Below are 13,814 nucleotides of genomic sequence, written 5' to 3'. Positions count from 1 at the left end.
TAAACCTGACTATTGAAAAAGGCCACCTGCATATTAACCCTTTTAATCTCCCTGACCATGAGCCGTCTGGCGGCATCGGTATGCATTTTGCGGATAGAGGAAGTGAAGACGATTACCACATCAGAAACTGACTCCGTACGTAAAGCGGGGCAAAAGGATATTATCGATATTTTTAAACAATGGAAAAACAAGAACAAGTCTGATTCATTGAACAGGGTTCCCAAGATCAGATCGGGTAAGCCAATATTTTCAATAGTTCCGGCTTTGGGTTATACCCTTTCGTCGGGATTGACGGGCTCGATCAATGTCAACACAGCTTTTTACACCAGCAATCCCAAGACAACCAACATTTCCAGTATTACTACCAATTTTATCTACACCGAATACAAGCAAATGACTATTCCGGTGCAGGCCAATATCTGGACGAGGAATAACAATTATAATTTTATCGTAGACTGGCGGTTTTTTAAATATCCGCAGGATACTTATGGCCTCGGCTCCGATACCAAGCTGGGTGACGCATTCAGGCTGGAATACAAGCATCTTCGCTTGCATCAGTCGGTTTTGAAAAAGATCGGGAAATCTTTTTTTGTGGGACTTGGGTTTTTCTACGACAAACGCTGGGATATCCGGCAGGAGGAGGACCCTGAGAAGAAAAACGAAGATATTGAAACTTATGGGCTTGGCCGGAAATCGTCTTCTGTGGGGCCTGTTGCCACGATTTCTTACGACAGCCGAACCAATTCCATCAATCCCTTACATGGATTGTATACCAATATTCAGTTCAGACCAAATATGAAAGGCTTGGGTAGTACGAGCAACTGGCAGTCGCTGGTGATAGATGTGCGGAAATATATAAACTTGCCGCGAGGTAGCCAGAATACGCTGGCGTTCTGGAATTATAACTGGCTCACTATCGGCGGTAAACCTCCGTACCTCGATTTGCCCAGTACCGGATGGGATCCGTCCAATAATATCGGTCGTGGTTATATCCAGGGCCGGTTCAGAAGTACTAATCTGCTTTATTTCGAGTCGGAATACCGGTTTGCACTGACGAGAAACGGACTTCTGGGAGGCGTTGTGTTTGCCAATGCGCAAAGCGTCAGCGACTGGCCGTCAAAAAACTTTAAAAAAATAGCCCCTGCCGGAGGCTTTGGCATCAGGATCAAAGTAAACAAAACCTCCGGAGCCAACATTGCCATCGACTACGGCTTCGGTATGGATGGATCGAGGGGGTTGTTTGTGAATTTGGGAGAAGTATTTTAGATTAAAGCTTCTTATACCTAATTGAAATCCGTGACCATCTGAATCAGCAGAATATTCTCATGTGAACAGGCTTCTTCAAAATTTTTAACATCATATGATGCCAAAGCATTGATTCGGTGAAGTTTGCAAATCGGCATCGGTCACTGAAAAAACATCTACTAATGAACCTAAATGCACAAATCATCAAGGAATCAGGAAAGCCAAAATATGCAGTTTTGCCTATTGCTGACTATCAGTTGTTACTAGATGAGCTTTCCGATTTTGACAGCATCGAAGATCTGGCGGACTATTTGAAGGCAATCAAAATTCAATCGCAAACAAAAGTCTGGCATACTTTGGACACTGTGAAATCAGAATTAGGCCTGTAATAGCGGCCAAACAACACCTGACAATCCATGTCAACACATTTCTCCTTTAATTACTCCCCGGCCGCCAGCTTTTCACAAATCTTTCCCCTTATAACACAATCAACATCCAAAAAACCTGTACCTTTGCGGGCAATTTGTTGATATCGATACCAGTACCTTCTTTAACTAAATTTTTGTTGCAATGTCCGCAGTAGCAGAGCAAACCCGGTTGGAAACCCGGTTGGCCGACCGGATCAACGCCCTCGAAGAATCTTCGACACTGGCAATGACCAAAATGGCCCGTGAATTGGCTGCCCAAGGCCATAGAGTAATCAGTCTGAGCGTGGGAGAGCCGGACTTCAAGACGCCCGCACACATCTGCGAGGCTGCAAAAAAAGCAATTGATGATGGATTTCATGGTTATTCGCCAGTGGCGGGATACCCTGATTTGCGCAAGGCAATCGCTGACAAGTTAAAGCGCGATAATAATATTGAGTGGAAGCCGGAAAATATCGTGGTTTCAACAGGTGCCAAGCATTCTTTGGCCAATGTGATCCAGGTTTTGATCAATCCGGGCGATGAGGTTGTGATTTTTGCACCTTACTGGGTCAGCTATTCCGAAATGGTGAAGCTGGCAGAAGGAAAGTCGGTGATTGTCGACGGTGCTTTTGAAAATGATTTTAAAGTAACAGCAGAACAATTGGAAGCTGCCATTACACCACGGACCAAAATCGTGATGTACGCATCTCCCAATAACCCCACCGGTGCCGTATATTCTGAAAAAGAATTGAGAGAAATAGGTGCCGTGCTTGAAAAGCACCAGGGAGTTTACGTTCTGGCTGACGAAATTTATGAATATATCAATTTTACTGAGGAAGGACATTTCAGCATCGGATCTATTCCTGCGTTGAAAGAACGTGTCATCACGGTAAATGGTGTTGCCAAAGGATATGCGATGACCGGATGGAGAATCGGGTTTATCGCTGCTGCAAAATGGATCGCCGACGGCGTTGAAAAATTGCAGGGCCAGGTAACTTCCGGAACGAACTCCATTGCCCAGAAAGCTGCCACTGCTGCTTTTAACGGTTCTATGGAACCTTCATTGGAAATGGCAAAAGCATACGCCCGCCGTCGTGACCTGGTGGTAGGTTTGTTGAAAGAAATTCCTGGATTCAAAGTTAATGTTCCTCAGGGCGCTTTTTATGCTTTCCCTGATGTGAGCTATTATTTCGGAAAGTCAGATGGAACGACAACTATCAATGACTCGGATGATTTTTCAAACTGGTTGCTGAACAGCTTCTATGTTTCAACAGTAGCCGGTTCCGGCTTTGGTGCACCAAACTGTATCCGGATCTCTACTGCCGCCGCTGACGAAGCACTGGCAGAAGCGGTTGAAAGGATCAAAACAGCCGTCGCTACTTTAAAGTAATCACTTTTGAAATCTTAAAAGCCTCATAGGTGTTACCTGTGAGGCTTTCGTATTCTATGATTATACCGTTTGGCATAATTGCGGAAATTATAGAGCTGACAGCCAATAGCTAACCGCCAAAAGCGAATTCACACAATGAGTAAATACTATTTTCTGAAAGTTAAAGAAATAGAGAAAGAGACCGAAGAAGCATCTACTATACATTTTTGGCACCCGATCAACGAAGTAGTGGCTTACAGGCCGGGGCAGTTCCTGACATTATTATTGCCTTCTGAAGATAAAAAAGTGCGGCGTTCCTATTCGATGTCGAGCTCTCCATATACGGATGTTTCCCTGGCCATAACGATAAAACGGGTGCCGGGCGGCTTTGCCTCCAACTTTCTTCTTGACACAATAAAAGAAGGTGACGTTGTGGAGGTGATGGAACCTATGGGAACGTTTTTTCCAAAACAGGCCGACGATCAAACCAGGCAGGTTGTGTTTATTGGTGCAGGAAGTGGGATTACACCTTTATTTTCAATAGCAAAGTCCATTTTGATGGTCGAGCCGGAAAGCGAAGTTTTCCTGATTTATGGAAGCAGAAATGAAGAAAGCATCATTTTTAAAGATAAGATCAGCAAGCTGGAGGCAAAATACGGCGCCAGGTTTACGGTTGTTCACACATTGAGTCAGCCATCTGATTTCTGGACAGGCGAAAAAGGGCGGCTAAACAAATCCCATATTCTGAAAATCATGGAAAAATTGCCGTCGCTGGATAAAAGTCAGGCAGAATTTTTTATGTGCGGACCTGAGGATATGATGGAAGAGGCGCACCGCGCATTTTCCATTTTGGGAATTCCTGATAATAGGATCAGAAAAGAAAGTTTTCTTACAGCCACCGCAGCGCAACCGGGAGAGGTCACTATGGAAGAGGATAATTCTTTAATAACAAGAGAGATCACTTTGTTTTATGAAGGCGCGGAATATAAGCTGCCTGTAAAACCTCATGAAACAGTTCTGGAGGCGGCATTGAATATGGACATCGATTTGCCGTATTCCTGTCAGGCGGGTATGTGCACGGCTTGTCTGGGACGATGTGTTTCCGGAAAGGTTCACCTGGACGAGGAGGATGCACTTTCACAGGCTGAGTTGGATGAAGGGTTTATCCTGACATGCGTGTCACATCCGATGAGCGATGATGTGATTATTGAAGTGGAGTAAAACGCAATATTTTAAAAGATAAAAGCAGCTCTCGTCATTGGGGCTGCTTTTATCTTTTCATCAAAATTACCTTTTGGCCGGAGGAGCAGGAGGTGGCGGCGGAGGTACGACAGCCTTCGCTGGTTTTGCCGGTCTGGCAGCAGGAACCGGTGGAGGCGGAGGGGCCAGAGCTCTTCGGCTTCGGGGAACGCGCGCCACCCTGGGACGAACAGTCGTTTCAAGTTTTTCGAAGCCCAGTGCCTCAACACCTATTTTTACGTTGATGTCGTTGATTTTATCATTGAGTTCCTCACTTTCAACCTCCAGCCTGCGAACGGGTTCCTCCGCCTTAAGAGCTTCTTTTCTTGTTGCTGCAAGCTGAGAATTCAAGTTTGAGATTGTTTCTTCCTGCACTTTGATTTTTTGTTCAAAATCGGCCAGTTGTTTGTCGAGGTCTGTCTCATTGACTGACTGCCCTGGCTTTTTGCCACGGTCGAACAGAGAAGAGCGTTTTTCCATCAGTTCAGATCTAAGCTGCATCGCCTGATCTTTTTTCCACTCAATTTTCTCCATTTCACGATGGTATCGCTCCACCTCGAACTGCTGCTTTTCCATTTCAAGGTTTATTTCTTCAATACGTTGATTCAGCGGCTGCATTTCATTTTGAAGGGCCTGCACTCGCTTATGGATCTCATTCATTTTTTTGTTCAATGAATCATTGCCAAATGAAATATCGAAGTTAACTGGGTCCAAGGTCGCGTCTGCAATAATTTCTGCAAGCTGGCCATCTTCTTCTAGTTCAAGAATAGCTTGATCCTCCACTACCTCAGATAGCTCATTCTCAATCCGGATTTCCTCAAGGCCCGATCTGTTTTTGTCCCGGATTGTATGCTTGATTACTTTCTTTGGCTTCGGCTTATCGACCTTCTGGGCTACCGAGTAGATCGAACCTCCGATGATCAGACTTATGGCAATCAATATTACCGGCATGGACCCAAATGTGCTGGCAGGTTTGGAGTTCATACCCAAAACCCTTTGTATCCTTTTCAGCAGCAAGGGCTTGCTTGAAGCAAATGCCATCGCCATTTGAGGTGCATTTTGCCACTCCGCCACTTTTACCAACGCATGTGCAAGTGAAACGCGGTCACCGCAGGCGGACAGTGCAATGTCGTCGCAGCAGTGTTCACGTTCCGCACGGATTTTTTCCGAGATCCACCAAATCGCAGGGTGAAAGAAGAAAACGACTTCAAGAAAAGACTGGAGCATATTCACCAGATAATCGTTCCGGCGAATGTGTGCCAGTTCATGAGCAAGTATCGCTTCCACCTGCGCGGTCGAAAATCCGGAGAGCAATCCGATGGGAATCAACACAACCGGCCGGAAGGCCCCGATGACCATGGGGGTAAGTATTCTGGCAGTTTCTTTGAATTCGATGGCTTGTGAAATATTCATCCGGGCTGTAAGCACACCGAACCTCGCACGCCACTCTTTGTCCATCACAACTTTTGCGTTAGTCCGCAGCCTTTCGGTAAATATCCACCCACCCGCAAATCTCAAAAGCAAAAATGCTGCGCCGATCAGCCAGCAAATAACCAGCTCCGAAATATGCGCGGAAAGCCACATCTGAAGTTTGAAGCTAACAGGCAGCTCGTATTTGATATTCTCCAGTGTCACCGAAGTTGGGACATAACTGGATAAGGGTTTTGCTGCGGGAATGGAGATAGCAGCCAGTTTTAAATAATAATATACAAAAGTCGCAGCTGAAATAAAGACTTGAAATGTCAGCGCAAATACGCCGGTAAGATAGCGTACATTGGCGGAGTAGGAGCGGAGGAGATATAACGCAAAAACCGTTATCAGCGCAAGCGCCGCCCCTTGCCATACAGAATGAACCAGAGTCCATCCGAAGGCGACGACAGCCGAATCAGAAAGCAAATGGGAAATGATTTTCATGACGGACGATTGTTTTCCAGGTTATCTAATAATTCACGGATTTCATCTAGCTCTTCCTTCGAAGTGGAGTGGTTGCCCAGCGCCTGCATCACCATTTGCGCGGCTGAGCCTTGAAATAATGTATCGACCATTTTTCCAAGCAGATTTTGCTGCGTTTCTTCTTGGCCGAGCAGCGCGATGTAAATGTGGGAGCGTCCCTGTTCGGTCCGGTAGAGCAGGCCCTTGTCGTGCATGATCTGCATCAACTTTAATGTAGTGGTATAACCTACATCTTTGGTCGCCGAGAGCGCATCGTGTACAGCTCTTACGGTGCTCGGCCCCGCTTGCCACAAGTAATTTAAAATTTCGAGTTCTGAATCGGTCGGTTTGATATACATGGCGTTAATTGGACTACGATAATCTTCGTATCAAATGTCTACGAAAAAAATCGTACTTGCAAGGGTTAAGTACGATTTTTTTCGTAATATAAATATTTAATTGGATAAAGTGTATGGTTTTCAATTGGTTATATCAAAAAGAAGAGTTTTTGACCTAGATAGGTATGCCAAAAGCCCGAAGGGCTGAAATTATTATAGCAACGAATTATGGCGGAAGTGGAAACCCCTTAGGGGTGACATTGTACCGAATGATATCACCACCGTCGGGTTTCATATCAACGATGCGATATCAATTTCTAGAACAATTACATTCCTTCGGGGTTGGAGGAAACCGTAGTCGTATGGAACTACAAATAAAAAAAGGCCAGCCACTGAAATGACTGACCTTCCAAGAATATAAATTTCGTGGTCCTACACGTAAGTATTTAGCATTACAGGCATTACCAGCATCAGGATATCTTCGTTCTCTTCCTGCTCTGCCGGGATGATTAATCCTGCCCGGTTCGGAGCGGAAAGCTCGAAAGTAATGGTCTTGCTGGATAAGTTGCCCAAAACTTCAATCAGGAATTTAGCATTAAAACCGATCTCCATATCGTCGCCATTGTATTCGCACATCAATCGCTCGTTGGCTTCGTTGGAGTAGTCAAGATCTTCTGCTGAAATGACCAGATCATTCAACGACATTTTCAAGCGAACCTGGTGTGTTGTCCGGTTTGAGTAAATAGAGATACGTCTCAGAGAACTCAGGATTTCCATCCGGTTAATGGTAAGCGTATTCTGGTTATTGGTCGGAATCGCATTTTCATAATCAGGGAAACGCTCGTCGATCAAGCGGCAGATCATTCGGATATGTCCGAAATTGAAGAATGCATTGGAAGATGTAAACTCGGCTTTTACGGGAACGTCGTCAGAAGGAAGACATGATTTTAACAAATTCAGTGCTTTCCGCTGAATGATCATCGAAGTGTCCACATCGGATTTGATGTCGGTGCGACGGTAACGTACGAGGCGGTGTCCGTCGGTTGCTACGAATGTAGCGTTCTCGGTACCCATTTGAACGAAAACCCCTGTCATCGCCGGGCGAAGATCATCGGTGCTCGTTGCAAAAAGTGTATTGGCAATTGCGGAACTCAGTGCCGAGGAAGACAGATCCACAGACTGGCCTCTGTTTACTACCGGCGTTTTTGGAAAATCGATCGGGTTTTCTCCCGAAAGCTTGTAGCGTCCGTTATCAGATATGATCTCCGTTCCGAAGGTTTCACTGTTAACCTGTAAGGTAATAGGTTGCTCCGGAAGCCCGCGAAGCGTATCAAGCAATAATTTCGCAGGAATTGCAATCGCACCTTTCTCAGAAGATTCCACTTCAATCTCCGTAATCATAACGGTCTGAAGATCGGAAGCTGTTACGGTCAAAGCATTTCCTTCGAGCGTTAACAGGAAATTCTCAAGTATAGGTACAATTGGGTTCGTTGAAACGACACCATTAATAGCTGACAGCTGTTTAAGAAGGATTGATGACGAAACGACAAACTTCATAATTCGTGACGTAAGTGTTTGATTAGATTAATTTAAAGATAACAGATCACGCGAATCTGTTTTGTAGGGAACAAAAGTATAAAAAATTACGCAGGAAGCACCTTACTCAGGCATATTTTCGCCGTCTTAAATAGTAGTGGAGTCCACCGAAAACTCCTATGAAAGCCAGGGGAATTATCAAATTAACGCTTTGCCAGAATTTCCTTTTTTCCTGAATCTGTATTTTGTCCAAAGCGCGGATGCTTACCTGCTTGGTCCTGGCACTGATCAACCCGTTGGCGTCCGTCATGTAATCAAGCGCGTGCATCACGAAATCCTTGTTTCCAAAAGTTTGCTTGGAGACGCGGTCGTAGCCGAGGGGAAGGGGTGTATTCCTTTTATAATCATAATCATTGACCACAATGTCGCCGTCGGAACAGATAATAACCTTTCCTGTATTACCGCTTTCTTTGAATTTCACTGCCCTCGGATCGTCCGGCAATATCCGGTTTTTGAAAAGAGAGCTGAAAGAACCTTCCAGCAGAACACCTGCGATCTTTACCCCGCCTCTGTAATCGGCTGCAACAGGTTCTTTCCTGGCTTCATTATAGCCTATTAGTGCCGGGGAATTGACGAGCTGAGTATAAGGTGACGTCATCAGAAGCGGTGTCTTGACAATTTCAGCGGCACCTCCGACTGTATCTATGGAACTCAAAAACCGCGTGTACACGGCATTAATGTTTCTGCTGATGGGGTGTTGGCCGAAGTTGTTCAGAACCGGGAAAAAACGCCAGGGCAGAGGTTTGATCTCGGGCTGGTCACCCATGTTTCCGACATTAAGCAGAATTTCGGCGCAATTAAGGTCTTTTACCAAATTAGTATTCACGCGTGCGCCCCATCGGAAAAAAAGATCGCTGAGATTCAGGTCTATGGGCTGCGCATAATTTCCGTCCAGGCTTACACTGTCTACTCTGGAACCATCTACAAAAAAGATTGCCCTTCCGCCGCCCACAACATACTGGTCCAGCTTGAATTTCTCATCTTCTGAAAAAGCACTGTCTGGCTTCAACACGAGCAATGCATCCAACCCGTCATAGGATTCCGGATTATTCATATCCAGAAAAACATCATAATTCTGCTGAATTGTCGCAATCAGGTCACTTAACCTGGCTGGCGGAACTTTGGTATGGCTTACTACCAGACCGACTTTTTTTCTTTCCCGGTTAGCGAGCAACCTGATCGCAGAAGCAATTTCAAATTCAACGCCTTCATACGACTGATTCAATTGTTCTTCGGGAGAGCTCGCCCTGTTACCTTTCAGCAGCTGCACCGGAACAGCCAGGGTGTCGGCCTGTACAATTACGCCCGGGAAGATGATCTTTTCAGTCCGTTTGCCGTCTTCGTTGGCAAATACATTTGTTGGTGTAAGGCCTCTGTCTACAAGATTGAGAAATTGCTTTTGGCGCTGTTCTTCATTAACAGCCTGGGTTGGATCGGAATAATTGACCGTCAAATGGCCGTTTGCGTAGGTTTTGAATTCGTCAAGTGTTTCCCGCGTAGCGCTTTCCAATCTCTCAAAGCCTGCTGGAAAGTCACCCTGTAGGTATACGTTAACGGTTATGTCCTGGTCCAGATCGTTCAGCAGTTGTTTGGTCGCATCGGAGATGGAGTAGCGTTTGTCTTCCGTCAGATCCCACCTGAAAAATAGTATTGACGCTAACCAGTTAATCCCCGCCAGAACAGCTATCAGCAAAATAAGACGGAGAATTGTATTTTTCATGAATGCGGTTTTGATCCTGCCGGCTGATTTTGGTAACAAAAAATGGACGTGCCAGATTTGCAGGTTTAACGTCCAATTTTTTGCAAAAATATAAAAACCAAAAATCAATTGGTTAATTATTGTTGATCCAATAAACCGCCGGATTACAGATATGACTTACTTTTTAAACTTACAGGTGGCGTTATCCGCAAATTGATAATAGGACTTGTAGTTGACTGCTTTCGGGTTCATGCAGCCTTTGAGGTTCAAGAGCTCGATGTTCCGGAAATCGATGGGATGGCTTTCGGCCTGCAATGCAATGTAGCCGCTGCCGAGCGGCGTATTGTCTTTTTTGATCCACCCGGCCTCGTCCCCAACTTTGCCGTCTTTAAACGTATGATTTTTACCAACATACCCGCCGCCCACTTTCGGATTGGTAAAAACCAGGACTGTGTCGCCTTCGATCAGATGATACACGATGGAATCGCCAAGGACAATCGCTTCCGCAGTGACCCACTGATCGCCGTTGTAGGTTTTGGATGTGGAATTGATACAGTGATTTTCATCCACCTTACCATTGATCTCGACAATCGTCCCGGGTGTACAGAGATTGCCAGTGGTCCTTTCACCTGCATTCAAGCCGCCCAGATACTGCATTTCCAACGAGATCGGGAAATCCTGGTCAATTCCCAGGCTGGCAGCCGACTGGGAATGCAGCATGATACCGCTATTGCGCACATTCCACGATGCCCCACCCGGCACCTGATTTCCGGTAAAACGATACTGAAGACGGATTTTATAATGTGAAAATGGCTTATTATAATACATGTGGCCATATTCCGTAGTAAAACGCTCGTATTCTTTGTAGTTCACCCGGATCATATTGTCCTCGACAATGAAGGTGTTTTTATAATTGTCATTTACCTTGTGCCCCGCGATTTTGATATCCCAGCCGGTAAGATCTTTACCGTTGAAGAGCGATTGCCATTCTTCCTTATCCGCTTTTTTCTGGGCAAATGAAGTGAATGAAACGAAGAGTAACAGGATGCAGATTTTTTTCATTTTGAGAATTTTTGATGCTTTTTTTGCCACGGATACACGAATTCCCACGGATACGTTAGTGCCTTATTCCTGTATTCGTGGCAAAACTAATTAGTAAAAATTCAAAGCACCAATCGCTTATATTCTAATTTCCCTCGTCCGAAATTAACAAGCAGTCCAAGTTTGTTGCCGGAGACTTTGAGATAGTTAATCGTCTGAGCAATATGTTCGTCCGTCAGAAAAGTTACACATTTTAGCTCCAGAATGATTTTGTCGTAAACCACAAAGTCCGCCCAGAATTTGTGACGAAGCAGAATTCCACGGAAATAAACGGGGTATTCTTTCTCTCGCTCGTAACAAATGGCATTCTGAGTAAGCAAAATTTCCAATGCATCTTTATACACAATTTCCAGGAAACCATGTCCGAGTTCATTGTGCACTTCCATGCATTTGCCGATAATCTGATACGACTCTTCTTTGTAAATCAAGTCCATAAAAAAGGAATGTAACATTTAAGTCCATTCCCTTTGACGTTGATTACGTAATTTGGTAACGTTTTAAAATTACCTCCGACGCCGCGACTTCGGCTTAGCCCCTGACGTTGGCGTAGGCCTCCTGCTCCGTCCGGAAGAAGAAGAACGCTCCTCCCTCGGCTTGCGAAAACTGTCACGGCTGCTATTATTGCTGCTGCGGTTCGGACTGGGAACGGTTCCGGCAAGATACAAATCCATACTGCGACGTGCCAGATTGGTATCTTTTACCTTCACTTTGACTATGTCCCCAAACGTATATATCTTTTTGGTACGCTGACCTACGATCCGGTAATTCTCTTTTTCAAGCTCGTAATAGTCGTCTCCCAGGTCGGTCATCCGGATCAGACCTTCCGACGCGGTCTCAGTGATCTCTACAAATATCCCAAATTCGGTAACTCCTGTAATGATCCCGTCAAATTCCTTGTCAGGGTCCATCATGCTCATGAACTCTACCTGCTTGTATTTGATGGAAGCTCTTTCTGCCTCGGCAGCAAGTCTTTCCCGTTCGGAAGAATGTTTGCTCGCAGCCTCGTAAGTTTCCTTGTCCACATTCGCGCCGCCGTCCAGATAATGCTGAAGTAGTCGGTGCGCCATTACGTCAGGATACCGGCGGATCGGGGAAGTGAAATGAGAATATCTTTTGAATGCAAGCCCGAAGTGCCCAAGGTCTTCCACGCTGTAACGTGCTTTTGCCATGGTGCGTACCGCCAGCGATTCGATGAGGTTCTGCTCGGGTTTGCCTTCTACCTTTGCCAGCATGCTGTTCATGGATTTGGCAATTTTATTTTCTTCATCCACTTCGAGTTTATGCCCTAATTTGGCAACAAAAGTGGCAAAAGTTTTCAGGCGGTCAGGGTCGGGCGCTTCGTGAACCCTGTATACCATTGTATTTTCCACATCACCTTTGGATAGTGAATATACATATTCGGCCACCCGTTTATTGGCAAGAAGCATGAATTCCTCGATCAGCTTATTTGAATCGTGCCGCTCTTTTTGGTAAATACCCAGTGGTTTTCCGTTTTCATCGAGACGGAACCTCACCTCCGGCGTTTCAAAATTGATTGCGCCATTTTTAAAGCGCTCCTTCCTGAATATTTTGGCCAGGCTGTTCAGAGCTTTGAGTTCATTGGGAAAATCCCCTTCTCCTGAATCCAGTACCGCTTGTGCCTCCTCGTAAGAAAACCGTCGGTCGGAATGTATCACAGTGCGCCCGAACCATTCTTTTAAAACTTTCCCTTTCGGGCTTATCTCAAAAATCGCCGAAAATGCCAGCCTGTCCTCATTTGGACGTAAGGAACAAAGGTTATTGGACAATTTTTCCGGAAGCATAGGCACTGTCCTGTCGACCAGATACACCGAAGTTGCGCGACGATAAGCCTCTTTTTCCAGCTCTGTTCCCGGCAGGACGTAGTGCGAAACATCCGCGATATGCACGCCAACCTCAATAACACCATCTTCCAGATATTTTACCGATAAAGCATCATCGAAGTCTTTTGCATCCACCGGATCAATCGTGAACGTCAGTATGTCGCGGATGTCCTTGCGTTTGGCTATATCTTTTTTAGCGATCTTATTTGGGATTTTTTGTGCTTCCGCCTCCACCGTTTCAGGGAAATGATAAGGTAACCCGAATTCCGCCAGGATCGCATGCATTTCGACATCGTTGTCCCCGGCTTTGCCCAGAATTTCCAGAATTTCACCTTCGGCCTGACTTCTTCTGGTTGGCCATTGCAATACTTTTACAATAACCTTATCGCCGTTTTGTGCACCCTTAAGTTCTTCAAGTTCAATAAAAATCGGATCGAACAATTTCTTGTTATCCGGCTGCACGACTGCAAAACGGGAGTTGATTTCTATAATTCCCACAATCTCCGTGCTGGATCTTTCGACGATTTCTGCTACCCGGCCTTCTACCCTGCTCTTGCCTGAATCATTTCTGCCGGACCTCGATCCACGGCTGCTTTTGGTCAAAGGCTGAACCGCTACAATATCACCGTCCCACGCACCGTTCAGAAGTTCTGCTTCTACGTAAATATCGTCTTCGCGGCCTTCGATGATTATAAATGCAAAAGACTTGTTAACCCTGTCCACACGACCGGTAAGCCCTTTTTTTACCTCCTTGTCAGGCCCGGCAGCATAAGAACCATTGTGGTGAACCAGCCTGCCCGACTCCTCCAGTTCGTGTATGATCTCGTTAAAAAGTTGCCGCACCTTTTTGTCCTGAACGCCAAAATGGTCATGGACATCAAATGGCCTGAATGAATGTTCACTGTTCAGATCGAAGAAAGCGGCAATGTCAGCTTTTAAATTATCTATATAGGAAACAATATGGTGAGGTGTTCTGACCTCTTTCTTTTCTTTATTCTCTTTTCTTGGTTTTTTATCTTTCATGTAATTCTTTAATTCTTTGGGCAG

Annotated in this window: 11 protein-coding genes; 4 read left to right on the top strand and 7 right to left on the bottom strand. The window is 45.4% G+C overall.

Features of this window, described 5'->3' with window-relative positions:
- The first annotated feature begins 57 nt into the window (after positions 1-57).
- The 4 genes from FBF61_RS25455 to FBF61_RS25440 all read left to right on the top strand — a co-directional run bounded on the left by FBF61_RS25455 (position 58) and on the right by FBF61_RS25440 (position 4,242).
- Positions 58-1,266, top strand: a complete 1,209-nt coding sequence (locus tag FBF61_RS25455) for a BamA/TamA family outer membrane protein (protein ID WP_138482660.1) — start codon at positions 58-60, stop codon at positions 1,264-1,266.
- 161 nt (positions 1,267-1,427) lie between these two features.
- Positions 1,428-1,634 (top strand): prevent-host-death family protein, encoded by a 207-nt coding sequence (locus FBF61_RS25450; protein WP_138482658.1) that lies wholly within the window; start codon positions 1,428-1,430, stop codon positions 1,632-1,634.
- A gap of 181 nt (positions 1,635-1,815) precedes the next feature.
- Positions 1,816-3,042, top strand: coding sequence for a pyridoxal phosphate-dependent aminotransferase (locus tag FBF61_RS25445; RefSeq protein WP_138482656.1), 1,227 nt, complete (start codon positions 1,816-1,818; stop codon positions 3,040-3,042).
- A 135-nt stretch (positions 3,043-3,177) separates the two neighbouring features.
- Positions 3,178-4,242 (top strand): ferredoxin--NADP reductase, encoded by a 1,065-nt coding sequence (locus FBF61_RS25440; protein WP_138482653.1) that lies wholly within the window; start codon positions 3,178-3,180, stop codon positions 4,240-4,242.
- Between the two features lie 66 nt (positions 4,243-4,308).
- On the opposite strand, the gene FBF61_RS25435 is transcribed toward FBF61_RS25440, so the two are convergent.
- The 7 genes from FBF61_RS25435 to rnr all read right to left on the bottom strand — a co-directional run bounded on the left by FBF61_RS25435 (position 4,309) and on the right by rnr (position 13,790).
- Positions 4,309-6,174: a M56 family metallopeptidase gene (locus tag FBF61_RS25435; RefSeq protein ID WP_138482651.1), complete on the bottom strand. Its 1,866-nt coding sequence runs from the start codon at positions 6,172-6,174 to the stop codon at positions 4,309-4,311.
- Positions 6,171-6,551 carry a BlaI/MecI/CopY family transcriptional regulator gene (locus FBF61_RS25430; protein ID WP_138482649.1) on the bottom strand — a complete coding sequence of 127 codons (381 nt, stop codon included), beginning with the start codon at positions 6,549-6,551 and terminating at the stop codon, positions 6,171-6,173. Before FBF61_RS25430 ends, FBF61_RS25435 begins: the two co-directional genes overlap by 4 nt.
- A gap of 411 nt (positions 6,552-6,962) precedes the next feature.
- Positions 6,963-8,087, bottom strand: coding sequence for a DNA polymerase III subunit beta (gene dnaN / locus FBF61_RS25425; RefSeq protein WP_138482647.1), 1,125 nt, complete (start codon positions 8,085-8,087; stop codon positions 6,963-6,965).
- 106 nt (positions 8,088-8,193) lie between these two features.
- Positions 8,194-9,846, bottom strand: a complete 1,653-nt coding sequence (gldG, locus tag FBF61_RS25420) for a gliding motility-associated ABC transporter substrate-binding protein GldG (RefSeq protein WP_138482645.1) — start codon at positions 9,844-9,846, stop codon at positions 8,194-8,196.
- Positions 9,847-10,002: 156 nt separating this feature from the next.
- The gene (locus FBF61_RS25415; protein ID WP_138482631.1) at positions 10,003-10,887 is read right to left on the bottom strand and encodes a 3-keto-disaccharide hydrolase; all 885 of its coding nucleotides are present in this window, start codon (positions 10,885-10,887) and stop codon (positions 10,003-10,005) included.
- A gap of 101 nt (positions 10,888-10,988) precedes the next feature.
- The gene (locus FBF61_RS25410; RefSeq protein ID WP_138482629.1) at positions 10,989-11,360 is read right to left on the bottom strand and encodes a GxxExxY protein; all 372 of its coding nucleotides are present in this window, start codon (positions 11,358-11,360) and stop codon (positions 10,989-10,991) included.
- Positions 11,361-11,429: 69 nt separating this feature from the next.
- Positions 11,430-13,790, bottom strand: a complete 2,361-nt coding sequence (gene rnr, locus FBF61_RS25405) for a ribonuclease R (RefSeq protein ID WP_138482626.1) — start codon at positions 13,788-13,790, stop codon at positions 11,430-11,432.
- Between the last annotated feature and the right edge of the window lie 24 nt (positions 13,791-13,814).

The organism is Dyadobacter bucti, from assembly GCF_005869225.1.
Taxonomy (GTDB): Bacteria; Bacteroidota; Bacteroidia; order Cytophagales; family Spirosomataceae; genus Dyadobacter; species Dyadobacter bucti.
The sequence above is the reverse complement of the archived record's forward strand: the minus strand, read 5'-3'. Positions and strand labels throughout refer to the sequence as shown.